This window comes from Cohnella faecalis (genome assembly GCF_003570905.1).
Classification (GTDB): Bacteria; Bacillota; Bacilli; order Paenibacillales; family Paenibacillaceae; genus Cohnella; species Cohnella faecalis.
This window is the reverse complement of sequence record NZ_QXJM01000027.1, coordinates 22,213-44,617: the sequence shown is the minus strand read 5'-3', so window position 1 is coordinate 44,617 and position 22,405 is coordinate 22,213. Positions and strand designations below refer to the sequence as shown.

The window sequence follows — 22,405 nt, the reverse complement described above, 5'->3', positions numbered from 1 at the left end:
ATCCGCCTCCTATTCGGAGAAGGAGCCGCCTGCTTGCTCGATAACCGTTCTGGCTCGTTCGAGCGCTTCCGCTGGAATGTTGGCGGACAGCGTGAAAGCGGGAACGCCGCCCGTCTCGTTCGAGGAGAAGGCGGAATCCGGGTCTCCTAAGGATCCAGCAGCTTCAATCGAGGCATCCGAGTCGACTCCCGCCGGCTTTCCGGCCACCTTTTCCAGTCTGAAACGATCGCCGCGCAGTGCGGAAAGCTTGCGAACGGCCTCCTCGGCGTCGTCCTGATTTTCGAAGGTCGCATGCATAGGCTGCATATCCATCTTAATCCGTTCCTTCGTACTCGGCCGCCCTGTCGTCAGCATCGTTCGCCCGCTGCTGCGCCTCCAAATCGTCCGCGTCGGCCAGCTCTTCGGAAAACTCGACGTCTTCCGCCAAGCCGTCCTTTTCTTGCTCTTCCGTCTCCAAATGCGAATTGGAATGGTTTGTCATTGTCGCAGCTCCTTCTTCGGGAAATCCATGGAATAGCTTGCGCAAGGTTGGAAAAGTTATGCGTCCGGCTTCTAAATAATTCAGCCCCAATATTGGTTATATTAGGTAGAGTGGATTGACATAGGAGGATTGGCATGCTCAGCACCGAACAGTCTCCGGAAGCCCGATTGTTTCAAACGACCGTTCTTCACAAAAGAACGGTGCTCCTGAAGCAATCGTTCGGGAAAAGCGACGATCTGATCGTTAAAGGGCTTCCGCTAGGAACAGATCTCCGTTCCGCTATCTGCTATATAGACGGTATGATCGATACGAAGCACATTCAAAGCGCCGTCATGGAGCCGTTGAACATGCTCCTGCTTCGGAACGATCTGAAAAATTTGAACAGTACGGCTGACACGATTGCTTATTTAACGGAAAGGGTGCTCACAGCCGGAGATATCGGCATCGTCCGAACGAGCGCCGCTCTGATGGAGCAGTTGCTCTCGGGGTCGGTCATTCTATTCTTGGACGGCATTTCCGACGCGATTCGGATTGCATCTCCCGGTTGGGAAAACCGCAGCGTTACCGAACCGACGTCGCAATCCGTCGTCCGCGGTCCGATGGAGGCTTTCACCGAAAACATCCGAACCAATACGACGCTGCTGCGCAGACGGATTCGCAACTCCCGCCTATGGCTGGAAACCCGCCAAATCGGACGGCTGACCCAAACGAGCGTCACCCTCGCCTATATCAACGGAGTAGCCAGCGAAGAGGCTGTCGCCGAAATCCGCAAGCGGCTCGACCTTATCGACATCGACGGAATTCTTGAAGGCGGCTACGTCGAGGAATTCATTCAGTCCCGGACGTATTCGCCGTTTCCTACCGTCTATAACAGCGAACGTCCCGACACGATCGCAGCAGGGCTGCTGGAAGGAAGAATCGCCATCCTCGTCGACGGCCCCTTTTGTCATGCTCGTTCCCGCGCTGCTCGTTCACTTTTTTCAATCTCCTGAGGACTATGCCCAAAAAGCCGATATCGGCAGCTTGCTGCGCATGCTTCGCTACCTGTCGTTCTTTATCGCGATGCTGGCTCCTTCGTTCTATATCGCGGTCACGACTTTCCATCAAGAGATGCTTCCTACCAACTTGCTTATTAACCTGGCTTCCCAGCGCGAGGGAGTCCCTTTTCCCGCTTTCATCGAAGCGGTATTGATGGAGCTCACCTATGAAATTCTGAGGGAGGCCGGCATCCGTATGCCCCGCAACGTCGGCCAGGCAGTATCGATCGTCGGTACGCTCGTTATCGGGCAAGCGGCCGTGGAAGCCGGTATCGTTTCGGCCGTTATGGTCATTATCGTGTCGATCACGGCCATTTCCAGCTACGTTATTCCGGCTAGCAATCTGAATATTACCGTGAGGCTCATTCGGTTCGCTCTTATGGGGCTCGCGGCTTCATTCGGATTTTTCGGCATCCTGATGGGACTTATCGCGCTCACCGTTCATGTCTGCGGGCTGCGTTCCGTCGGCGTCCCTTACACAACGCCGCTGGCGCCTTTTATTCCGGAAGATCAGAAGGATACGCTGTTCCGGATTTCCTGGCCCAAGATGCTGTCCAGGCCCCGGCTTCCCGGCGTCGATAATCGAACCCGGCAAAAAACGCCAAAAAGCAGCGGAGGCGGACGATGAAAATCGCGCTTCGAGTGATTCTTGTTTCCTTGCTGGCGTTAATTACAGGAACCGGTTGTTGGGATCGTCGGGAATTGAACGAGCTCGGCATTCAACTGGGCGCGGCCATCGACAAATCCTCCGAAGGCTACGAATTGTCCGTCCAAGTCGTCGATCCAGGCCAAGTCGCATCGGCTAAAGGCTCGGGAGGAATCAACCGTGCTCCTGTGACTATGTATAAAGCATCGGCTCCATCCATATTGGAAGCCTATCGGAAACTAACCCAGACGAGTCCGCGCAAAATTTACAATTCCCATCTTCGCGTTCTTGTCATCGGCGAGGAGCTGGCCAGGGATGGAATTGCCAAAGCGTTGGAGATGCAGTCCAGAGGGTCGGAGTCCCGCACCGATTTTTTCATCATGATTGCCAGGAAAACAAGTGCCGAAAACGTGCTGAAAATCATAACTCCGCTCGAAAAAATTCCGGCCAACAAAATGTATTATTCGCTCGACGCTTCCGCCAGGTCATGGGCACCGACAACGACGTTCACGCTTGACAAGTTTATCAATCAGTTAGTTACCGACGGGCTCAATCCGGTGCTCACCGGCATCGATATCGTCGGCAGCCAGCATGAAGGAGAATCGAACCGCAACGTTCAAAATATTGATCCGGCCGCGCGGCTCGTCTTTTCCGGGCTTGCGGTCTTCCGGAGAGACAAGCTCGTCGGCTGGCTCAACGAAGAAGAAAGCCGCGGCTACAATATCATCATGAACAACCTCTACAGCACGGCGGGTCCCGTAACTTGTCCAAACGGCGGCAACGTTATCGTCGAAATTCTCCGCAGCCATACGAAAATGACAGGAAAAATGGTTGGCGACAAGCCGGTCATCGATCTTACCTTTACCGCAGAGGCGAATGTAGGCGAAATCGCTTGCGATATTGACATCACCGATCCCCAGTCCCTGCGCCAATTGGAGAAGACAGCTGCCAAATTGACCGTCAAAGCTTTGGACGAAACGATCGATTCGGTAAAGCAAAAATACAATACCGACATATTCGGCTTCGGGGACGCGATTCACCGCTACCATCCGCGCCAATGGAAGAAAGTCAAAGATAAATGGGCAAATGAAATGTTCCAACGTACCGAAGTTCGATTTCACATCCATTTTTATATTCGGAGGACATCCACAAAGGGCAACTCGTTCATCGAAGATCTGAAGAGGTGATTCACGTTGTTGGCATCGGCAGGCGTCATCGTGCTCGCCATTGCGGCATGCGCGTTGGATATGAAGCTCCAAGCGAATCGGCCCTTTTTGGCGATGGCCGTCTATATGTTCATACTGGCGACAGGCTCCATTCTGTCCATCATGTCCTTGCTTTTGATTGGGCTGCAGAACCCGATGGGGTGGCTCATCGCAATGTACAAGCCGATCGACAACTGGCTGTCGACGCTCTTTCTGGGAAGGTGAATCCGCTAATGAAAGAACGGATCAGCGTTAAACAAATGACCATTCTGGTGATGTTCACCATCGTCGGTGACACTATCATATTCATTCCCGCCCAGACAGCCGCCATCGCCAAGCAGGATTCGCTGCTATCCGCTTGCCTCAGTCTTCTGCTTGGGCTCGGCATCGGCTGGATCATATGGCGGCTGTCCCTTCTGCTGGAAAATTCGAGCTTCTTCGAATTTAATCGTTCCCTTCTTGGAAAATGGATCGGCAGTTGCATATTCGGATGTTACTTGTTCTATTTCCTGTTAACCGGTGCAGCCGTCGTCAGGAACATCGGAAATTTTCTGGTTACTCACATTATGCCGCAAACGCCGATAAGAGCGTTGCTTTTCATTCTCCTCATCACTATCGTATGGACGATGAAGCATGGCCTCGAAACGATTGCCCGCTCGGGGGAGCTTCTGTTCCCTTTGGCGGCCGTTCTTTTCGTCATGCTTATCGCGTTTCTTCTACCCGATTTCAATTGGAGCAACATGATGCCTGTATTGGGCGAGGGGGTTTCTCCCGTTTTGTTTGGAGGAATCGTTACTTCGGGGGTCACTTATGGCGAGCTCATCGTCATCGTCATGATCTTGCCGTTAGTCAAGCGCGAAAAAAACAAAAAGCGCGATTTTTTCCTCGGCATCGCCTTGGGAGGTGTTGTGCTAACAACCATTACGGGCGTTTCTATTCTCGTACTGGGACAATACTTGACCTCAAAGCACATCTACCCCTCCTATGCGATGGCGCGCAAAATAAGCATCGGGCATTTTTTGGAACGCATGGAGGTCATTCTCGCCATCAATTGGATCATCACCAGCTTTTTCAAATCCGTCATTTATTATTACGGCTTCGTGACGGGGCTGTCGCAATGGGTGAAGGTGCCCGATTATCGGCTCCTAATTTTCCCTTGCGCCTTTCTTATTTATGGCATTTCCTTTCTGCTCGCTCCCAACGTTGTCTATTTCAATCTAATCGGATTCAAATATTGGCCTTATTGGGATATGACGATGGCCGTTCTGCTTCCGCTCGCGCTGTTAGCAATCCATGCCGTGAAACGAAAAAAACGGCTTCCCGCCTAAAAGCGCGGAAGCCGTATTCACGTTCTCTAGTCGCCCAAAATCGCTTTCTTCATCCGTTCGAAAATGGACTGGTGCTGCTCATGGGTCGACTCGCCGCTCGTTGCGCCGAATTCGCGCAGCAGCTCCTTCTGGGAGTCGCTCAGCTGGGTCGGCGTGACGATCGCCACCTTAACGTGCTGATCTCCTTGACCGTAGCCGCGAAGCTTCGGAACCCCTTTGCCCTTCAAGCGGAAAAAGGTGCCCGTCTGCGTGCCGGCGGGAATTTTGAGCTTTACCTTTTCCGTCAGCGTCGGAATTTCGATCTCATCGCCGAGAGCCGCTTGAACGAACGTAAGCGGAATCTCGCAATAAATATCGTCGCCTTCGCGCTCGAAGAAGTCGTGCGACTTGACGCGCAGGACGATATACAAATCTCCCGCCGGACCGCCGCGAACGCCGCCTTCGCCTTCGCCGCTCATGCGCAATTGCGAGCCGTCGTCGACGCCGGCCGGAATTTTAACGTTAATTTTACGCTGCTTCTTCACTTGCCCGGCACCCGCGCATGTTCCGCAGCGCTCTTTGATAATTTTGCCGCGTCCGCCGCAGGCGGAGCATGCACGGCGGTTGACGATGCGGCCGAACGGCGTATTCTGCGCCACTTCCTGCTGGCCGGAGCCCCGGCAGACGGTACACGTTTCTGGCTTCGTTCCCGGTTTGGCGCCGTTGCCGTGACAAGTGTCGCACGATTCGGTGCGCGGAATGTTGATGTCGGTTTCTTTGCCGAACACCGCTTCCTTAAATTCGATCGTCATCGTGTACTGCAGGTCGTTCCCGCGCTGCGGCGCGTTCGGATCTCTGCGTCCGCCGCCCCCGCCGAAGAACATATCAAAAATGTCGCCGAAGCCGCCCATATCGGCGCCCCCGCCTCCGCCAAACCCGGCATTCGGGTCCTGATGGCCGAATTGGTCGTAGCGTGCCCGCTTCTGATCGTCGCTCAGCACGTCGTAAGCTTCTTTGACTTCCTTGAACTTCTCTTCCGCATCCGCCGCTTTATTGACGTCCGGATGATATTTGCGAGCGAGTCCCCGGTAAGCTTTTTTCACCTCGTCGGCGGAGGCGCCTTTGTTTACTCCAAGGACATCGTAAAAATCGCGTTTGTCGGCCAATTCCTCACCCCATGATTTTACAGTCGTACCCCGGGACCTCGCGCTTTATGCGCGAAACCCCGGGGCGTGGAAAATGACTTGTTTATTTTTTGTCTTCGTCGACGACTTCGTAGTCGGCATCGACAACGTTGTCTTTCTTGGCGGAAGCGGCTCCGGCATCGGCCGCGCCATCTTGCCCGGCTTGCTCGGCTTGTGCCGCTTGCTCGTAAAGCTTCACGGACAGCTGCTGAACGATTTCCGTCAGCGCTTCGGTAGCCGCTTTGATTTCGTCAAGGTTGTCGCCTTCCAGCGCTTTCTTGACGTTCTCTTTGGCTTCCTCGGCTTTCGCGATTTCGCCGGCGTCAACCTTGTCGCCAAGATCCTTGATCGTTTTCTCGACCGTATAAATCAATTGATCCGCGCCGTTCTTCGCTTCGATTAGCTCGCGGCGTTTGTTGTCTTCTTCGGCATGCAGCTCGGCTTCCTTCTGCATGCGCTCGATTTCTTCCTTGCTCAAACCGCTCGAGGAAGTAATCGTGATTTTCTGGCTTTTGCCCGTTCCTTTGTCCAGTGCGGATACGTTAACGATGCCGTTAGCGTCCAAATCGAACGTAACTTCGATTTGCGGAATGCCGCGAGGAGCCGGAGGAATATCGCTCAGAATGAAGCGGCCGAGCGTCTTGTTGTCGCGGGCCATGGCGCGCTCGCCTTGCAGGACGTGGATTTCAACCGATGTCTGGTTGTCCGCGTATGTCGAGAACACCTGAGACTTGCTGGTCGGGATCGTCGTGTTGCGGTCGATCATCTTCGTCAAGACGCCGCCGGCCGTTTCGATGCCGAGAGACAGAGGCGTTACGTCGAGCAGAACGACGTCTTTCACATCGCCTGTCAGGACGCCCGCTTGAACGGCCGCGCCGAGAGCGACGACTTCGTCCGGGTTAACACCTTTGTGCGATTCTTTGCCGATCAGCTTTTTGATCGCTTCCTGTACGGCCGGAATCCGGGTGGATCCGCCGACGAGAACGACTTTGTCGATATCGGAAGCCGTCATGCCCGCATCGGACAACGCTTGACGGGTCGGTCCCATCGTGCGCTCCACGAGGGAAGCGGTCAAATCGTCGAATTTCGCGCGGGTCAGGTTCAGCTCCAAGTGCTGGGGAATGCCGTCGACTACCGTGATGAACGGAAGCGAAATGGTCGTAGACACTGTGCCGGAAAGCTCTTTTTTCGCTTTCTCCGCTGCGTCTTTAAGACGTTGCACGGCCGCTTTGTCTTTCAGCAAATCGATGCCGTGCTCTTTTTTGAACTCGCCGGACAGCCATTCCATAACCACTTGGTCGAAGTCGTCGCCGCCGAGATTGTTGTCTCCGCTAGTTGCTTTAACTTCGAAGAAGCCGTCGCCGAGCTCAAGAATCGAAACGTCGAACGTACCGCCGCCAAGGTCGAATACGAGAATCGTGTGGTCCTCGCTTTTTTCCAGACCGTATGCAAGAGCGCCGGCCGTCGGCTCGTTGACGATCCGCAGCACTTCAAGACCCGCAATCGCGCCCGCGTCCTTAGTCGCTTGACGCTGGCTGTCATTAAAGTATGCCGGAACGGTAATGACCGCTTGGGTAACCGGCTGGCCCAGGTATGCTTCCGCGTCGGCTTTCAGCTTTTGGAGAATGATGGCCGAAATTTCTTGCGGGCTGTAATCTTTTCCGTCGATCGAAACTTTGTGGTTCGTACCCATGTGACGTTTGATCGAGATGACCGTACGGTCAGGGTTCGTAATGGCTTGACGCTTCGCCGTCTCGCCGACGACGCGCTCTCCGTCTTTCTTAAAGCCGACGACCGAAGGGGTCGTGCGGTTGCCTTCCGCGTTAGGGATAACGACGGCTTCGCCGCCCTCCATAACCGCTACGCACGAATTTGTCGTGCCCAAGTCGATACCGATAACTTTACTCATAGACAAATGTCCTCCTATTTGAAGCTTGCATTATAATGGAATGGGCAAGCTGTGCCTGCCGCGATTTAGCCGCTTACTTTGACCATTGCCGGGCGAATGACTTTGTCCTTCAGCCAATAGCCCGATTGGACGACCTCGACGACGATGCCTTCTTCGTGCTCGTCGCTCTCGACCGCCATGATCGCTTGATGATGCTCCGGGTCGAAAGGCTGGCCGACCGGCTCCATCTTTTTGAGCCCTTCGTTTTCCAATACCTCGAACAGCTGCCGGTAAATCATCTCGACGCCTTTGGCGAATGTGCCGGCTTCCCCGTTCTCGCCGCCGCTCGTCTGCAACGCCCGCTGGAAATTGTCCACGACAGGAAGCAGTTGGTTAACGAGCTTCAGAGAAGCGTATTGCGCGAGCTCTTCCTTCTCCTTCTGCGTCCTTCTGCGAAAATTATCGAAATCGGCTTGCGCCCTCAAATATCGGCCGTGGTTTTCTTCCGCCTGCCGTTTGTATTCGTCCGCCAAGCTATCCGCTTCGATTACCTCGACTTCAGCGACCTCCTCGTCAAGATTCGGTTCCGCTTGCCCGGCATCGGCGTTAACTTGCTCTTCCTGCTGTTCCGCCATCTGTTCGTTCTCCTTCGTTTCGTTCGTGCTCAAGCCAAATTCACCTCCTTTTACACTGCCACCCCGACGGGACGGCTATACTCTAATCATTTGTACCATTTGGTCATAATCGCTTCGATATCTTTGGACAAATAATCGAGCAAGCTAATGACCTTCCCGTACTCCATGCGGGTCGGACCTAAAATGCCGATCGTGCCGAGCGACTTGCCGTCGATCGAATAGGAAGCGGTAATCAGACTGCATGAATTGATCGCTTGGAGGGCGTTCTCCGTTCCTATCCGTACCTGAATGCCTTCTTGAGCGGACTGGAACAGCTGCAGCAGCTGCGGCGTTGCTTCCAGCGCGTCGAGTATCGGCTTCACCTTGTCGGCGTCCTTGAATTCGGGCTGACCGAGCATGTTAGACGCTCCGCTCATGTACATCTTCGGATCCTGCTGCTCCGAGAGCGTCTGCTCCAGAACGGCCAGCACCTGCTCGCAACGGTCCACATATCTTCCCAGCTCGTTCGCGATTTCGCTGTGCAGCACCGTCTTTACCCGGATAAAAGGGACTCCGGCCAGCTTCTCATTCAGAATCCTTACGATTCTTTGCAAGTCTTCCATCTCGATGCCGTCGGGAATGGTCATCGTGCGATGCTCCACATGGCCCGTATTGGCGACGATGATGGCGACGGCGGAACGCTCGTTGAGAGGCACCAGCTCGAAATGCTTGAGCGAAGTCGAGAAGGTCTCGGGACCAAGCACGATCGACGTGTAGTTGGTCAATTGGGATAGTATGGTGGCCGCCTGCCCGATGACGCCTTCCCAGTGATTCATCTTTTCCGCGAAAAACGCGCGAATCTTGCGAACGTCCTGTTCCCCGACACCGCCCAGGGTGACGAGATGATCGACATAATAGCGGTAGCCCTTAATGGAAGGTATCCGGCCGGCAGACGTGTGAGGCTGCTCCAGCAGTCCGAGCTCTTCCAGATCGGCCATCTCGTTGCGGATGGTCGCCGGACTGAACGATACGTCGGTACGCTTGGAAATGCTGCGCGAACCGACAGGCTCCGCAGAGCGGATATAATCGTCGACGATTGCGCTAAGAATCATTCGTTGCCGTTCGCTAAGCATCCGGAATTCCTCCTCATTCATTAGGCTTCCCGCCCTTCGTTAGCACTCCGATTAAGCGAGTGCTAACAGCTACTACAAAAATACCAAACCGAACCGGATCGTGTCAAGAACTGACCGGCTCGATTTGGCCTATTTAATGGAACTTATTCGATCACTTTGAGAACGGCTATCTCGTCGCAGCAATGCTGCTTCGCGCAATTCACGCAATCGGTCCACACTTTTTCGGGAAAAATCTCTTTGTCCACGACGCGAAATCCGTTTTTTTGAAAAAAGGCCACCTCGTAGGTGAGCGCCATCACTTTCGGAATGCGCTGGGATCTCGCTTCGTCGATCAAGGAGTCGACCATCCGGCTGCCGATGCCTTGGCCCTTGTAGCCGCCTGCTATGCCAAGCGAACGAATTTCGACCAAATCGTTGCCGAGTCTGCATAAAGATCCGCAACCGACGAGCCGTCCGTCGTCTTCGGCGACGATGAACGTACCGATGTTCCGGTCAAGCGCTTCCCGGGAGCGCGGCAGCATAATTCCTTGTTCGGCGTAGCTTTGTATAAGTTCGTGAAGCGCGTCCACATCGGACGATTCCGCTTTCCGGCAGACGACCGTCATGTTGTTCCCCTTCTTTCCGACTTCCTGAAGCCCTGTATGATATGAATAAATATACAACAGGCCCACGTCGTTCACAAGAGAGAATTCTCGGACGGCGTCCTCCGTTTCTCAACAAACCGCAACGGAAATCCGGGCTTTCTAATTAGATGTACTGCCCGAACACTTCATTTCCGAAAATAACGCCTCGATCCGTTAATCGATAGCCATCCGTATCGGGGCGGCGTTCGAGCAGCCCTTGCCCGATCTGGCGCTCCATGATCGGTCCGAAGACGGATTCGAGCGATACTCCTCCGAACTGGGCGGCGAAATCGGCGCTTCGCACACCTTCTCGCAAACGCAGCCCGATCATCATGAAGTCCTCCATCGCCTCTTTTTGCGATACTTCGTTGACTTCCAACAGCGGCAGCGCTTGCATTGCTTTATCAATATAGGGCTGCACGCCTTTAATATTGATATGCCGCTTCCCAAGCGCATAGCCGTGCGCTCCGGCGCCAAGTCCGTAATAGGGCTCGTTATGCCAGTAGACGGTGTTATGACGGCTTTCGAAGCCCGGACGGGCGAAATTGCTTACTTCGTAATGCCGGTAGCCGGCGTTGCCGAGCCGATCCATCAGATGCTCGTACATGGCGAGCTCTTCGTCCTCCTCCGGCAAAGTAAGCTCCCCGCGCTGGTACAGCCGGTGGAACAGCGTGTTCTCCTCCACCTTCAGGCTATATAAGGAGTAATGCGGCAGGTCGAGCTCAATGGCCCGGGCGACGCTCTCCTCCAGTTGGCTGAGCTTCTGGTTCGGAAGCCCGAACATGAGGTCGATGGAAAGATTCGAAAAGCCCGCCGCTTTCGCATTTGCGATGCTTGTGACGACATCCTGCGCTTCATGAATGCGGCCGATCGTTTTGAGCAGCTGCTCGTCGAACGTCTGCGCTCCGAAGCTGATCCGGTTGACGCCTCCTTCGCGCATCGCCTCAAGCTTCGCCGGATCCGTCGTTCCCGGATTTGCCTCCATCGTGAATTCGGCGTCCGGCGCGATCGGAAAATGACGGTTGACCGATTCGAGAAACCGAGTCATTTGGGTCGGGTTCAGCACCGTCGGCGTTCCGCCCCCACGAACACCGTATCGATCCGCTTAGGAGGAATATGCTCCGCCGTCCTCTCCATTTCCTTTTCGAGCGCGTCCAAATAAGCGTCGATAGGCTGCCCTTCCGCGACGTACGAGTTGAAATCGCAATAGAAGCACTTGTTCGTGCAAAAAGGGATATGAATGTACAGCGCCCGAGGCGTCCAGCCATGCAGCGGAGACGTGCCTGGGGTCGCTTGTAAATGGTTGCCCACGTTAATCCTTCTTTCTCTGCCGCCATAACGACTTTTATTGAAAAAAACGCGAATGGATCGCAGAAGCTGCAATCCAGTCGCGGTTAAAATACTCGCATTAGTCGTTGTCGATTTTGAGCACGGCCATGAACGCTTCCTGCGGCACCTCGACGTTGCCGACCTGCTTCATCCGCTTCTTGCCTTCCTTCTGCTTGTCGAGCAGCTTGCGCTTCCGGCTGATGTCGCCGCCGTAGCACTTGGCGAGTACGTTTTTGCGCATCGCCTTGATCGTCTCGCGGGAGACGACCTTCTGGCCGATCGTCGCTTGAATCGGCACCTCGAACATTTGGCGAGGGATGAGATCCTTCAGCTTCTCGCAAATGACGCGTCCGCGATTGTAAGCCCGATCCCGATGGACGATGAACGAGAGAGCGTCGACCTTCTCGGAGTTCAGCAAAATATCCATCTTCACGAGGTTGGATTGCCGATAGCCGGACACTTCGTAATCGAAGGAAGCGTAACCCTTCGTGCTCGATTTGAGCTGGTCGAAGAAATCGTACACGATCTCCGCGAGCGGAATGTCGTATTTCAGCGTAACCCGGTTCGTGTCCAAATACTGCATGTCGATGAACTCGCCCCGTTTGCCTTGGCACAGCTCCATAATCGCTCCGACATAATCGTTCGGCACGATGATGGAAGCCTTGACGTAAGGCTCCTCCACGCGTTCCAGCTTGCCCGCTTCCGGATAATCGGCCGGGTTGCTGATGTCGATTGTCTCGCCATTGGTCAGAGTGACTTTATAAATAACGCTTGGAGCGGTCGTGATGAGAGGGATGTTGAACTCCCGTTCGATCCGCTCCTGAATGATCTCCATATGCAGCAAGCCGAGGAAGCCGCATCGGAAGCCGAAGCCGAGCGCCTGGGACGTCTCCGGCTCGTAACGGAGCGAAGCGTCGTTCAGCTCAAGCTTCTCGAGCGCGTCGCGCAAGTCGTTGTAATCCGTCGACTCGATCGGGTATAGTCCGCAGAACACCATCGGATTGATGCGTCGGTAGCCAGCAAGCGCTTCGGAGGTCGGATTTTTGGCGTCCGTAATCGTATCGCCTACCCGGGTATCCTTCACGTTCTTGATGGAAGCAACGACGAAGCCTACGTCTCCGGGACCAAGCTCGTCGATGACGGTCGCGCGCGGCCGAAAAGTGCCGACCTCCACGACGTCGAACGAAGCGCCCGTGCCCATGAACTTCATCTTCGTTCCCGCTTTGATCGTTCCGTCCACGACTCGAATGTAGCAGACAACGCCTTTGTACGCATCGTAGTGGGAGTCGAAAATAAGCGCTTTAAGCGGCTTGTTCCGGTCGCCTTGAGGAGCCGGAATCTTCTGCACGACCTGTTCGAGAATTTCCTTAATGCCTATGCCGTTCTTCGCGGAAGCAAGCACCGCCTCCGACGTGTCCAGACCGATAACGTCCTCCACCTCTTGCTTGACGCGTTCCGGCTCGGCGCTGGGAAGGTCGATTTTGTTGATGACCGGCAAAATCTCAAGATTGTTGTCCAGCGCCAAGTACACGTTCGCGAGCGTCTGCGCCTCGATGCCTTGAGCGGCATCGACGATGAGCAGCGCGCCTTCGCATGCGGCGAGGCTACGGGAAACCTCGTACGTAAAGTCGACGTGTCCCGGCGTGTCGATCAGATGAAGCGTATACGTCTCGCCGTCGTCGGCTTTGTATTGCAAGCGCACGGCTTGCAGCTTGATCGTAATTCCCCGTTCGCGTTCGAGGTCCATCGAGTCGAGAATCTGATCCTGCATTTCGCGGGACGAAATCGCCCCCGTATATTCCAAAATGCGGTCGGCCAGCGTCGATTTTCCGTGGTCGATATGCGCGATGATGCAAAAATTGCGAATGCGGCTTTGGTTAGCCTGATGATCTGTCATGAATGGATGTACCTCCAGAAGGTCCCTTGCGTCCAATAGTGTATCACTTCATTATAACAAGGGACGCTCGGCGCATCAATCGAATACATTCAAGGCTGCGGGCAACTCGCTCTTTTCGCACGCGCCTCGAACCAATAGCACGCTCTCAGCCGGTTATGCTCTCTTTTCGCACGCACCCCGAACCAATAGCCCGCTCTCAGCCGGTTACGCTCTCTTTTCGCACGCACCCCGAACCAATAGCCCGCTCATAGCGGGTTGCGCTCTCTTTTCGCACACGCCTCGAATCAATAGCCCGCTCTCAGCCGGTTGCGCTCTCTTTTCGCCACGCACCCCGAACCAATAGCCTGCTCATAGCCGGTTACGCTCTCTTTTCGCACGCGCCCCGAACCAATAGCACGCTCTCAGCCGGTTATGCCGGGCCAACCACCGTGTCAACTCTCCGACGGATGTTCGATAGTCAGCCCGTCAATGTGCCGTTTCCCCATCAGCTTGCGTTTTTTACGGTTTTCGACGGTATCGAACACGATGGACATATCGTACTCCTCGGGATACAAATCCCTCTTCTCGATGATACGCCTAACTCGTTTATGGTTAATTTCGATTTTTTCCTTTTGGATTTGCACAATCAGGTTTCCCCGCCCGTCGGGAAGCCGGTAAATGACGCCTGACCGGCGAAGATGAGGGATAAACACAACATCGCCGACTTCCCATTCCGGCTGAACGGCCGAACGATCTCCGCCGGAATTGCGCGAGGAAGACGCAGCCGTCGAGGCTCCCGCAGAGGTAGCTGCCTTCGAAAACTCGAGCTGTGCCGAAAGAGTTTGCCCTTCATCCGCACTTCCCGCACTTCCCGCACTTCCCGGCTTTCTCGCTTCTTCCGCTTCTCTAGCATCCCCCTTCAAGCTTTTAGAGATCGACTTCGCCCGCTCCACGATAGCCGAAGGAATCCCGAGCTTGGCCGCAATTACGAACGCATAGCTGTTCCCCGCTTCCCCCATGTCCAGCCGATAAAGCGGTCTGAGCGAATCCTCGTCGAAGGCCATTCTCGCATTGCGGAATCCCGGCGTCGCTCTGGCGTATTCCTTGATTTCGTTAAAATGGGTAGTCGCCATCAACACGCAGCCTCTGCGATACAGCTCTTCGAGCACCGCGATTGCGAGGCCGACTCCCTCTCCCGGATCGGTGCCGGTCGCCAGCTCGTCGAGCAGTACGAGCGTTGAAGGTCCGGTGTGGTCGAGTATGTCGATCACGTTGCGAAGATGGGACGAAAAGGTGCTAAGCGAAGCATCCAGACTCTGATCGTCGCCGATGTCGACCTCGACCGACCGGAAGACGGCCAGTTCGCTCCCGGCCGCCGCAGGGACGAGCAATCCCGACTGCGCCATAAGCGTCAAGATCCCTACCGTCTTAAGCGCGACTGTCTTGCCTCCCGTATTAGGTCCCGTTATGAGCAGCGCGCGATACTCTCCTCCAACCTCCACTGTGAGCGGGACAGGCTTCACAGATAAAAACGGATGGCGCGCCTCCTTCAGCCTGATAACCCCATTCGAATTCAGCTTGACGGATTCTCCTCCGATAGCGAGCGCCCATTTGGCCTTCGCCAGCAAAAAATCGTAATGGCCGACCGCATCCCGATTAACCGATATTTCATACGAATACGATTCCGCCAGCTCGGTCAGCCTCGCAAGAACTTGGGTTTCCTCGCGAGCTTCCTCTACGCGAAGAGCGCTGAGCTCATATTGCGAGCCCGCCAATTCCGCCGGCTCCACGAACACCGTCTGTCCGCTCGCCGATTCGTCGAGAACGGTTCCGGGAAACCTTCTGCGCAGTTCCTTTTTAACCGGAAGTACATAGCGGCCGTTCCGCTGGCTGACAAGGCGCTCCTGAAGCAAATCGGCGTAACGGGCGAGCAGCCCTTCCAGCTTTTTCTGAATCCGTTCTTCGGCGGCGCGAATTTTTTTGCGGATTTTGTGCAATTCCGCGCTCGCCGTATCGACGATCCGTCCTCGATCGACGCAGCGCTCGATTTCTTCCCGCAGCTTCGCAAGACTGTGCATCGAAGCGGCATACAAGGCGACCGAGGGCGCTTCAGATCGCTTGGAAGCCATGTACTGCTGAAGCTGCGAGCAGCTTTTGGCGAATTGAGCGAGATGTCCGAAATCCTCCTCCGTCAAAACATAGCCGGTGCCGAGAAGCGAAATCAGCTGCTCCATCCCTTCCATCGACGGAAGCGGTGCATGCGCCCCCTTCGCCAGCAGCCCCCGAGCCTCCTCGGTTTCCTCCAGCCTTTTTGCAATGGCGCCAAGATCGACGGACGGCTTTAGTTCACGAGCATGGCGCAGCCCCAAGTAAGTGGCGGCGTATCCGGCCAAAGTCTCGATAACGCGGTTATATTCCAGCTTTTTAAGCGAATGCTCTCTCATGTGTAGTTGATTCCTCCAAAAGTTAAGGTAAAATATGGACGCAAAAAAGCCGTGCCCGAATGAGCACGGCAGACGTCTCCGATACGCGCTAGCGTTACGGCAGATGTAGTCTGAAACCGTTCCTCCCTGGCTCTTCCACGCCGCATGAAGAGTACGCCGAAACAAACATACCCGTCAGGGCACGCCATTCCAAGCTTCTTCCTTATGCAGCCACTATGGAATTCGTCAGTTCAGAACCAAGACCAACATCAAAATTTCCCCTTAACGAGTGAAGTTTCTTCATCATAGCCGACCGAGCGCGGCCTCGTCAAGCCGCCTGTTCAAGAGCCCGTTATTTTTTCGAACAACGACACGACAATCCGAATGCCGCTATGGGAAACGTCGTGCAATACCGTCGCCGTTTTGGCGGATACGCGATCGACGATCGGCTCCCGGTCGTTGCGAGGGATGAAGACTTCGTCCGGCTGGCGGATCGTGTCGTCATTTTCCCCGGAGGACTGCCGTCTCGTCTTCCCTTCCGCGGTCGCGCCGTCTTGGGGAGTCGGCGATGGAAGCTCCCACTCTTCTTCGGAATGGATGACCGAGCCCTTCGTCTGTGCGCCGGCTTTTCCGTCGGACGACCACGGTCCGTTCACGCTGGATATGCCGCTTGAAGCGAGCTCCATCCCGTACATAATCGCGAACGCAACAATCGCAGCCATCAACAGCAGCTTGAACGTATCCCGACGCATCCGAATCCCCTCCTAATTCGATATCTTATTATCTACTTTTTCCGTTTTTTCGTTATCCCAGTACAGCTTTGCGATAACTTTCGCGAGAACGTCAGCGGTCCGATAGCTTTCCTGAAGTGTGTTGTCTACGCCTCCGATCTCGATGAGCACGCTGTCCGGGGCAATCGATTGGTTATATTCCCCGTTGCCCGTCGCCGCAGTCTTGCCCCAAATCCCTCTGGATAAGCCGGATAGTCTTTTTCCAGCTGCTCGTGAATAGCCGTCGCGAACGCTTCGTTCTCTTTCCAGTTCGGGTTCCGGTGACCGATAATGAAAAACACTTGCGCGTAATCTCTGCCGCCGATCGTTGTCGTCGTCTTGTTGCGCCGAAGCGAATCCCGATGAATATCGAAAAAGAATTTAAGCTGCTTGTTTTGCGAGACCGCCTGCCGCAACGTCTGAAGCGAGTATTTGTAGGAAAAGTTCCAGTTGTAATCTTTGACCGTTCCAACGTAATCCTTGTTCGAATGGACGGTGCCTATTCCGTTTTTTTCCAGTTGCGCCGAGAGCCTTTTCCCGACCAGCGTAATATTCATATTGCCGGAATTCGCGTCCTTCGTCCCGGCTTTCAGCTCTGGAAACCACGACTCGCGGTTATGAGAATGATAAATGAACACAACCTTGCGTCCGTCCGTGGACGCCGGATCGGGTTCGTTGTCGGCAGGAGGCGATGGCTCGGAAGTTTCGGACGGCTGTGCGATTGTCCATCCGGCGGCAATGACGGGTCTGGCTCTTCGGACGGAGACGTCTGCCCATTGTCATCCTCTCCGCTTCCGATCTCCGATTCGATCGGACCGTGATCCTCAGGGGGCTCCTCCGTTCCTCCGGAGCCGGTTCGGAGCAGCAGAGACTTGTCCGGAAGCATTCCCGGCATCTCGGCGGACAGCAGGCTTTGGGATCGTCCGGATTCAAGTTCGTCAGAAATCGGATCAAAAAGGAAGCGACCACGTCCGACTTCAATGGAGAATCCTCCTTGGCCGTTTTCATATGGGGAAGCTCCATTCCGAGCAAGGAGCCGAAAAAACCGCCGGACAACGAGGCGGCAAAGCCTTTCATCGATTGCACGGGAGATGCCGCGACCGCGTTTTGAAGCATGCCGGCCAGTCCAAGCATAACGAAGACGAGCATGGAGCCGAGACTAAGAATAAAGTAGGCTCGTCCGGTAATGAGAATTCTTCGCCAGCGGTTTCTTAACAGAGGCCAATTCAGCGTTACGACGATTCGTTTCATGCCATTCATCCTCCCGTTCGAGCCCCGCCTTTTGTCCACAGGGAACTCTTTCTCTCTTTTTTCTGTCAGGTATTGAAGCATATGAGAGATTCGATAGTGATAGAACGTTTGAGAGAGAAAGTTCGGGAGAAGCCGTACTCGAGTGAGCAGGAAAACTGCCCTCGCAGCTCCGATTTTACGACTACTGACGGACTTCCAATCCTCCGATTCATGATTTCTGTTATTCTCAAAAAAAAGACACCCCGGGCGAACCGGAATGTCTGATTGTCGTTCGATTCAATGCGTAAAAGCGGCAACGTTGTCCGTGTCCACCGCTTCGTGCAGCGCGGCGTTCAAGCCGCTCGCAATGACGTTGGCGATGTCCTCGATAAACTTGTCGATCTCCTTCGGCGTAACCAGCAAGTCGTGACCGAGCGGCTGAAGAACCTCCTTGACGAGTCCGAGACGCTCGTTTTCCTGCATGTCGCCGAACACTCCGAACAAAGCTCCTGTTTTTTCCGTATGCTTTTTCATATGTCCAAAAACGAGATCCATCGTATTGTTCACGATCGTCGACGCATACACAACGGTCGGAACGCCGATGCCGATAACCGGAACGCCGAGGATGTCCTTCGTCAAGCCGCGCCGTTTGTTGCCGATCCCGGAGCCGGGGTGAATGCCAGTATCTGCGATTTGGATGGTCGTGTTCACCCGCTCCAGAGACTTCGCGGCCAGCGCGTCGACCGCAATGATTAGATCGGGGCTCGATTTTTGCGCGATTCCGAAGACGATATCGCTCGACTCGATGCCCGTCGTGCCCAGGACGCCCGGAGCAACCGCACTGACCGGACGATAGCCGGGACTGACCTGATCCGGCATAAGCTCGAAAAATTGGCGCGTTACCATGATGTTCTCGACGACGAGAGGTCCGAGAGCGTCCGGAGTTACGTTCGAATTGCCGAGACCGACGACGAGCACGCTCTTCGTCTTGTCGATGCCGATTCGGCTCAAAAACGCCTCAAACTCCTTCGCGAACGCCGTCGCTACCTTGTCTTGCAGGTCGGTATCTCCGCGACGAAGCTCAGGGACGTCCAGCGTCACGTAATGACCGATCATTTTGCCGATTTTTTGCGCGCCTTCCTCCGTTTGAATGTGCATCCGGCTAACGGTGATGCCTCCGCCGCTCTCCTCTTCCGACCAGACTCCAGGCAAATCTCCGCCTCCGGGAGGCGTCGCGAGCTCCTTCGCCTCGAGCGCCAGATCGGTACGCACGTTATATAAGCTTAAATCGGATGCCACCTGTGTTCGGCAACCCCTTTCGCAAGCGGAATGGAGTGGGTTTTCGCCTTGCTTTTTACACCCCTCCATGATAGAATGTTACAAGTTGTGTGGAGAAATACTCTTGTTTTTCAGGAGGTGAAAAGAATGCCGAACATCAAATCCGCCATTAAACGGACGAAAACGAACGAAAAGCGCCGCTTGCGCAACGCTTCGCAAAAATCCGCCCTGCGTACGGCCGTAAAAGCAGCCGATCAAGCCGTCGTTGGAACAGACGTAAACGCAGCAAAAGACGCGTTGGTCCTGGCCCAGAAAAAACTGGACAAAGCGGTGACCAAAGGCCTCATTCACAAAAATGCGGCAGCTCGCAAAAAGTCCCGTCTTGCCAAAAAGCTGAACGCCCTGTCCGCTCAAGCTTAATAGCTTAAGCCGGCCATGAAGAAAGCCATCCTCTTTCGAGGATGGCTTTTTTGTCCTATCGGTTCATCCCGCGCCGGCCGAGCCGGTTCTCAGCAGAAACAGCTCCAGTCCGAGCGTCTTCTCCACTTGTCCGGTCTTCATCGCGTAATCAAGATCCGCAAGCTCCGACAGCAGCTTGGATAATCGCTCCACGCTGAATTTTCGCGCCTGCTCCGCCGTTATTTTGACCGCGTAAGGATGAAGTCCGAGCTGTCCAGCCATCTGCTGAGGCGAATAGCCTTGTCCGCCCAGTTCCTTCACGTACAACATGTTGCGGAACTGCCGCACGAGAAGCGCCATCAGCTTGATCGGCTCCTCACGCTGCTTCAGCAGATCGTAATAAAGCGAAATCGCTTTACCCGTTCTTAACGCGGCAAGCTCTTCGGTCAACCTGAACACGTTCTGCTCCGTGGCGATCGGCACGAGCTCGTCCACCGCCCCGGCGGTCACCCTCCCGCCCTCGCCTGCGTGCAAGCAAAGCTTGTCCGTCTCGGCCGCGAGCGAGAGCATATCGGTGCCTACCCTCTTCAGCAGCTCTTCGGCAGCCGCCGGCTCCAAAGTGCGATTTTGTCTTTCCGCGCGCTTCATCACCCACCTCTGCAGCTCTTCCGGCGGAAGTGACGTAAACGCGATAACGCTGTCGGACGACTTGGCGGTTTTGACGAGCTTTTTGCGCTCGTCCGGTTTCTCGTGAGGGACAAGAAACACAAGAACGGTCGTCTCCATAGGCTGCGCCATATACGCAAGCAACCGCTCGGCGCGATGCTCGATGCGGGACGACTCTTTGCCCGATGCGAACAAAACGCTGTCGCGCACAAGAATAAGCTTCCTCTCCACAAGGAACGGCATCGTTTCGGCTTCGTCCAGCACGACGTCGATCGGCATCTCGCCCGTATCGAATCGAATAATCGCCATGTCCCGATGCTCGGGCTCCACCAGCTTCTCCGTCAGCCGTTCGACGAATTCGTTCATTAGATAAGATTCCGTTCCGTGGCACACGTATACGGGCCGAACCGTTCCTTCCCTCAGCTCGCGAAACGCTTGACTAGCCTCCATACTCGTCTTCTCCTTCGGTTATCGCATTAATACGACAAAGAGATCACGCCGTTATTCGGTCGCGATCCCTTCGTCCTCGGACATCTATATCAACGTTCGCCGGCCGGCCCATGGTACCGTGCGCGAACGACGTGACACGCGCCCTGAAGGACGGCGTCAACTCCCACGACCTATCATACGCACGAAGCGCTTAGAGTGTGCGGGAAAGTTAACGAGTCGATTCCTTGCCGGTCGTAACATCGTACACGTAATTCGTCTGCTTGCCGTTCTCGTCAGCGAACGTATAGGACAGTTGGGTGCTATCGGCGTTCCACGAGAGTCCGGTAGGCATCCCGTAACGAACCGGCGTCGCGAATACGGTCGAGCCGTCTTCCGCTTTGATTACCGTAAGCAAGCCGTCGGCAGATGCAATAGTCATCCATTTGCCGTCCGGGGACTGTCCCATGTCGCCGGGAGAGCTGCCCAGCGATTTCAAGCTTGGCGCTTCCTTCATTTGGCCGCCGCCTGCGCTATCGGTTTCTTGGCCCGCTGCCGGCTGCGCGGATTCGGGGGCAAAGCTTTTCTTGTCCGCCTCCGTCTCGGCTATACCTTGGCGGGCTTCGTTTTTGTGCTTTGTCCCAACCGAAGGCGCCGGGCCATTCTCGACCAATGGAGCCGGAGCCTCCTCGGCTGAAGGAGTAGGAGCCCCGGCAGTCAAAGGAGCAACCATATCGTCAGCGGCGCCGATTTGATCGGACATCTTGAAGCTTTGCGCAGAAGATTCCTTCGGCATGGCCGCCTCGGAATTGTTTTGGCTGCCGCTTGTCCCGAACGGGAAGGGCTGATTGTACAGCATGGCGCCAATAGCGAGTCCGAGCGCCACGACACCCGCAATGCGTCCGAACAACCCTCTGCGAGGGCGCGAGGAGCGCGTTTCGGCCAATGGCGTTGGCGCGTCGGTTACCGAAGCGGAGCCGCTGTCTTCACCCCTGACGGTGCCGACAGCCTGCAGCTCCAACTGCGGCAGAATGGCATCGACAAGACTGAACGGCGGCGTTACCTTCGGAAGCTGCATAAGCCCGTCGGACAAACGGCGCAGACGTTCCAGCATGGCGGCGCAGTCGGGGCATTCCTCGACATGGGACATCATGCGAGACGTTTCTTGCTCGTTCAAATCGTCATCTACGTAACGTTGCATGAGTTCCATCACCTCTTGGCAGATCATCCCCGGACACCACCCTTCTGATAATCATGAAGCAGAACCTGCAGCTGCTGTCTGGCTCGGAATAAGTATGATTTGACCGTATTAAGCGGCAAGTGCAGCGAGTCCGCTATTTCGTTGTACGAAAAATCCTGCAAGTAGCGAAGAACGACGACCGTGCGATGATGCTCGGGGAGCTTTTGAATCGCTTCCCGGATCTCTTCGGCTTCATAGGCGGATAACACTTCGCCTTCTACGCTGTCTCCAGATTCAAATACAAGCTCATGCTCGTCGATCGACACCGACGGCTTGCTTCTCCGGAATTTGTCGATGCAAATATTCGTCACGATCCGCTGAACCCAAGTCCGGAATTGAGCCTTTTCCTCGTAGGAATTGATCTTGGTATAAATTCGAATAAGAGCTTCCTGCGATGCGTCCAGCGCATCTTGCTCGTGATTCAGCAAATAATAAGCCGTACGATACACTTGGTTCTCAATCTCGCGAAGCAACGCGACCAGCGCTTCCTTGTCGCCCGCCTGCGCAGCTTTGATGAGAGCCGGCTCCATCACAGAAGATCCTCCTCCTCTGCACCCTCACAGACGCAAGCATCCGATAAAAGGTTGCACAAAGGTTACGTTAGCCGCGAAGGAAAGTTGTGCCAATCGTCCTTCCCCGGGCAATTCTTT

At 55.0% G+C, this 22,405-nt stretch carries 19 protein-coding genes and 3 pseudogenes; 5 read left to right on the top strand and 17 right to left on the bottom strand.

Annotated features, from left to right (window positions below; translation table 11 throughout):
- Positions 1 to 9: 9 nt before the first annotated feature.
- On the bottom strand, positions 10 to 312 hold the full coding sequence (locus D3H35_RS06065; RefSeq protein ID WP_119148227.1) for a hypothetical protein: 303 nt from the start codon (positions 310 to 312) through the stop codon (positions 10 to 12).
- Position 313: 1 nt separating this feature from the next.
- Positions 314 to 481 (bottom strand): YfhD family protein, encoded by a 168-nt coding sequence (locus D3H35_RS06060; RefSeq protein WP_119148226.1) that lies wholly within the window; start codon positions 479 to 481, stop codon positions 314 to 316.
- Positions 482 to 615: 134 nt separating this feature from the next.
- Between D3H35_RS06060 and D3H35_RS34660 the strand changes: the two are divergent.
- From D3H35_RS34660 to D3H35_RS06045, 4 genes and pseudogenes are all read left to right on the top strand, one after another.
- Positions 616 to 2,146 (top strand): annotated as a pseudogene (locus tag D3H35_RS34660) (spore germination protein).
- Entirely contained in the window at positions 2,143 to 3,351 is a 1,209-nt protein-coding gene (locus D3H35_RS06050; RefSeq protein WP_119148225.1) for a Ger(x)C family spore germination protein, read from the top strand. The pseudogene D3H35_RS34660 and the gene D3H35_RS06050 overlap by 4 nt, the downstream one beginning before the upstream one ends.
- A 6-nt stretch (positions 3,352 to 3,357) precedes the next feature.
- On the top strand, positions 3,358 to 3,594 hold the full coding sequence (locus D3H35_RS30605; RefSeq protein WP_158593970.1) for a hypothetical protein: 237 nt from the start codon (positions 3,358 to 3,360) through the stop codon (positions 3,592 to 3,594).
- Between the two features lie 8 nt (positions 3,595 to 3,602).
- A complete protein-coding gene (locus tag D3H35_RS06045; RefSeq protein ID WP_158593969.1) occupies positions 3,603 to 4,697 on the top strand; it encodes a GerAB/ArcD/ProY family transporter in 1,095 nt (364 codons plus the stop codon).
- A gap of 26 nt (positions 4,698 to 4,723) precedes the next feature.
- On the opposite strand, the gene dnaJ is transcribed toward D3H35_RS06045, so the two are convergent.
- The 12 genes and pseudogenes from dnaJ to gpr form a co-directional block, all read right to left on the bottom strand.
- A complete protein-coding gene (gene dnaJ, locus D3H35_RS06040; protein ID WP_119148223.1) occupies positions 4,724 to 5,842 on the bottom strand; it encodes a molecular chaperone DnaJ in 1,119 nt (372 codons plus the stop codon).
- Positions 5,843 to 5,924: 82 nt separating this feature from the next.
- Positions 5,925 to 7,769, bottom strand: a complete 1,845-nt coding sequence (gene dnaK, locus D3H35_RS06035; RefSeq protein ID WP_119148222.1) for a molecular chaperone DnaK — start codon at positions 7,767 to 7,769, stop codon at positions 5,925 to 5,927.
- 65 nt (positions 7,770 to 7,834) lie between these two features.
- Positions 7,835 to 8,416, bottom strand: a complete 582-nt coding sequence (grpE, locus tag D3H35_RS06030; protein WP_233567787.1) for a nucleotide exchange factor GrpE — start codon at positions 8,414 to 8,416, stop codon at positions 7,835 to 7,837.
- Between the two features lie 53 nt (positions 8,417 to 8,469).
- On the bottom strand, positions 8,470 to 9,495 hold the full coding sequence (gene hrcA / locus D3H35_RS06025; RefSeq protein ID WP_119148514.1) for a heat-inducible transcriptional repressor HrcA: 1,026 nt from the start codon (positions 9,493 to 9,495) through the stop codon (positions 8,470 to 8,472).
- 143 nt (positions 9,496 to 9,638) lie between these two features.
- On the bottom strand, positions 9,639 to 10,100 hold the full coding sequence (locus D3H35_RS06020; protein WP_119148513.1) for an N-acetyltransferase: 462 nt from the start codon (positions 10,098 to 10,100) through the stop codon (positions 9,639 to 9,641).
- Positions 10,101 to 10,242: 142 nt separating this feature from the next.
- Positions 10,243 to 11,390, bottom strand: a pseudogene (gene hemW, locus D3H35_RS06015) (radical SAM family heme chaperone HemW).
- 136 nt (positions 11,391 to 11,526) lie between these two features.
- On the bottom strand, positions 11,527 to 13,344 hold the full coding sequence (gene lepA / locus D3H35_RS06010) for a translation elongation factor 4 (protein WP_119148221.1): 1,818 nt from the start codon (positions 13,342 to 13,344) through the stop codon (positions 11,527 to 11,529).
- A gap of 431 nt (positions 13,345 to 13,775) precedes the next feature.
- A complete protein-coding gene (locus D3H35_RS06005; RefSeq protein ID WP_119148220.1) occupies positions 13,776 to 15,767 on the bottom strand; it encodes an endonuclease MutS2 in 1,992 nt (663 codons plus the stop codon).
- Between the two features lie 320 nt (positions 15,768 to 16,087).
- Positions 16,088 to 16,498, bottom strand: coding sequence for a hypothetical protein (locus tag D3H35_RS06000; protein ID WP_119148219.1), 411 nt, complete (start codon positions 16,496 to 16,498; stop codon positions 16,088 to 16,090).
- A gap of 12 nt (positions 16,499 to 16,510) precedes the next feature.
- Positions 16,511 to 17,154, bottom strand: a pseudogene (gene spoIIP, locus D3H35_RS05995) (stage II sporulation protein P).
- Complete coding sequence (locus D3H35_RS32130) at positions 17,132 to 17,767, bottom strand: hypothetical protein (RefSeq protein WP_119148218.1); 636 nt, start codon at positions 17,765 to 17,767, stop codon at positions 17,132 to 17,134. Before D3H35_RS32130 ends, spoIIP begins: the two are co-directional and overlap by 23 nt.
- Before the next feature lie 276 nt (positions 17,768 to 18,043).
- Positions 18,044 to 19,045, bottom strand: coding sequence for a GPR endopeptidase (gpr, locus tag D3H35_RS05985; RefSeq protein ID WP_119148217.1), 1,002 nt, complete (start codon positions 19,043 to 19,045; stop codon positions 18,044 to 18,046).
- A 126-nt stretch (positions 19,046 to 19,171) separates the two neighbouring features.
- Between gpr and rpsT the strand changes: the two genes are divergently transcribed.
- The gene (gene rpsT, locus D3H35_RS05980) at positions 19,172 to 19,444 is read left to right on the top strand and encodes a 30S ribosomal protein S20 (protein WP_119148216.1); all 273 of its coding nucleotides are present in this window, start codon (positions 19,172 to 19,174) and stop codon (positions 19,442 to 19,444) included.
- A 63-nt stretch (positions 19,445 to 19,507) separates the two neighbouring features.
- On the opposite strand, the gene holA is transcribed toward rpsT, so the two are convergent.
- The 3 genes from holA to D3H35_RS05965 all read right to left on the bottom strand — a co-directional run bounded on the left by holA (position 19,508) and on the right by D3H35_RS05965 (position 22,288).
- Positions 19,508 to 20,539: a DNA polymerase III subunit delta gene (gene holA / locus D3H35_RS05975; RefSeq protein ID WP_119148215.1), complete on the bottom strand. Its 1,032-nt coding sequence runs from the start codon at positions 20,537 to 20,539 to the stop codon at positions 19,508 to 19,510.
- 208 nt (positions 20,540 to 20,747) lie between these two features.
- Positions 20,748 to 21,725, bottom strand: coding sequence for an anti-sigma factor family protein (locus D3H35_RS05970; protein ID WP_267901357.1), 978 nt, complete (start codon positions 21,723 to 21,725; stop codon positions 20,748 to 20,750).
- 14 nt (positions 21,726 to 21,739) lie between these two features.
- Positions 21,740 to 22,288 (bottom strand): RNA polymerase sigma factor, encoded by a 549-nt coding sequence (locus tag D3H35_RS05965; RefSeq protein WP_119148213.1) that lies wholly within the window; start codon positions 22,286 to 22,288, stop codon positions 21,740 to 21,742.
- Positions 22,289 to 22,405: the final 117 nt, after the last annotated feature.

What these genes read in the sequence shown, in the direction of transcription:
- D3H35_RS06065 (WP_119148227.1), bottom strand. Translation starts at nt 312, where the DNA reads ATGGATATGCAGCCTATGCATGCGACCTTCGAAAATCAGGACGACGCC.
- D3H35_RS06060 (WP_119148226.1), bottom strand. Translation starts at nt 481, where the DNA reads ATGACAAACCATTCCAATTCGCATTTGGAGACGGAAGAGCAAGAAAAG.
- D3H35_RS06050 (WP_119148225.1), top strand. Translation starts at nt 2,143, where the DNA reads ATGAAAATCGCGCTTCGAGTGATTCTTGTTTCCTTGCTGGCGTTAATT.
- D3H35_RS06045 (WP_158593969.1), top strand. Translation starts at nt 3,603, where the DNA reads ATGAAAGAACGGATCAGCGTTAAACAAATGACCATTCTGGTGATGTTC.
- dnaK (WP_119148222.1), bottom strand. Translation starts at nt 7,769, where the DNA reads ATGAGTAAAGTTATCGGTATCGACTTGGGCACGACAAATTCGTGCGTA.
- hrcA (WP_119148514.1), bottom strand. Translation starts at nt 9,495, where the DNA reads ATGCTTAGCGAACGGCAACGAATGATTCTTAGCGCAATCGTCGACGAT.
- D3H35_RS06020 (WP_119148513.1), bottom strand. Translation starts at nt 10,100, where the DNA reads ATGACGGTCGTCTGCCGGAAAGCGGAATCGTCCGATGTGGACGCGCTT.
- lepA (WP_119148221.1), bottom strand. Translation starts at nt 13,344, where the DNA reads ATGACAGATCATCAGGCTAACCAAAGCCGCATTCGCAATTTTTGCATC.
- D3H35_RS06005 (WP_119148220.1), bottom strand. Translation starts at nt 15,767, where the DNA reads ATGAGAGAGCATTCGCTTAAAAAGCTGGAATATAACCGCGTTATCGAG.
- D3H35_RS06000 (WP_119148219.1), bottom strand. Translation starts at nt 16,498, where the DNA reads ATGCGTCGGGATACGTTCAAGCTGCTGTTGATGGCTGCGATTGTTGCG.
- D3H35_RS32130 (WP_119148218.1), bottom strand. Translation starts at nt 17,767, where the DNA reads ATGAAACGAATCGTCGTAACGCTGAATTGGCCTCTGTTAAGAAACCGC.
- rpsT (WP_119148216.1), top strand. Translation starts at nt 19,172, where the DNA reads ATGCCGAACATCAAATCCGCCATTAAACGGACGAAAACGAACGAAAAG.
- holA (WP_119148215.1), bottom strand. Translation starts at nt 20,539, where the DNA reads ATGGAGGCTAGTCAAGCGTTTCGCGAGCTGAGGGAAGGAACGGTTCGG.
- D3H35_RS05970 (WP_267901357.1), bottom strand. Translation starts at nt 21,725, where the DNA reads ATGGAACTCATGCAACGTTACGTAGATGACGATTTGAACGAGCAAGAA.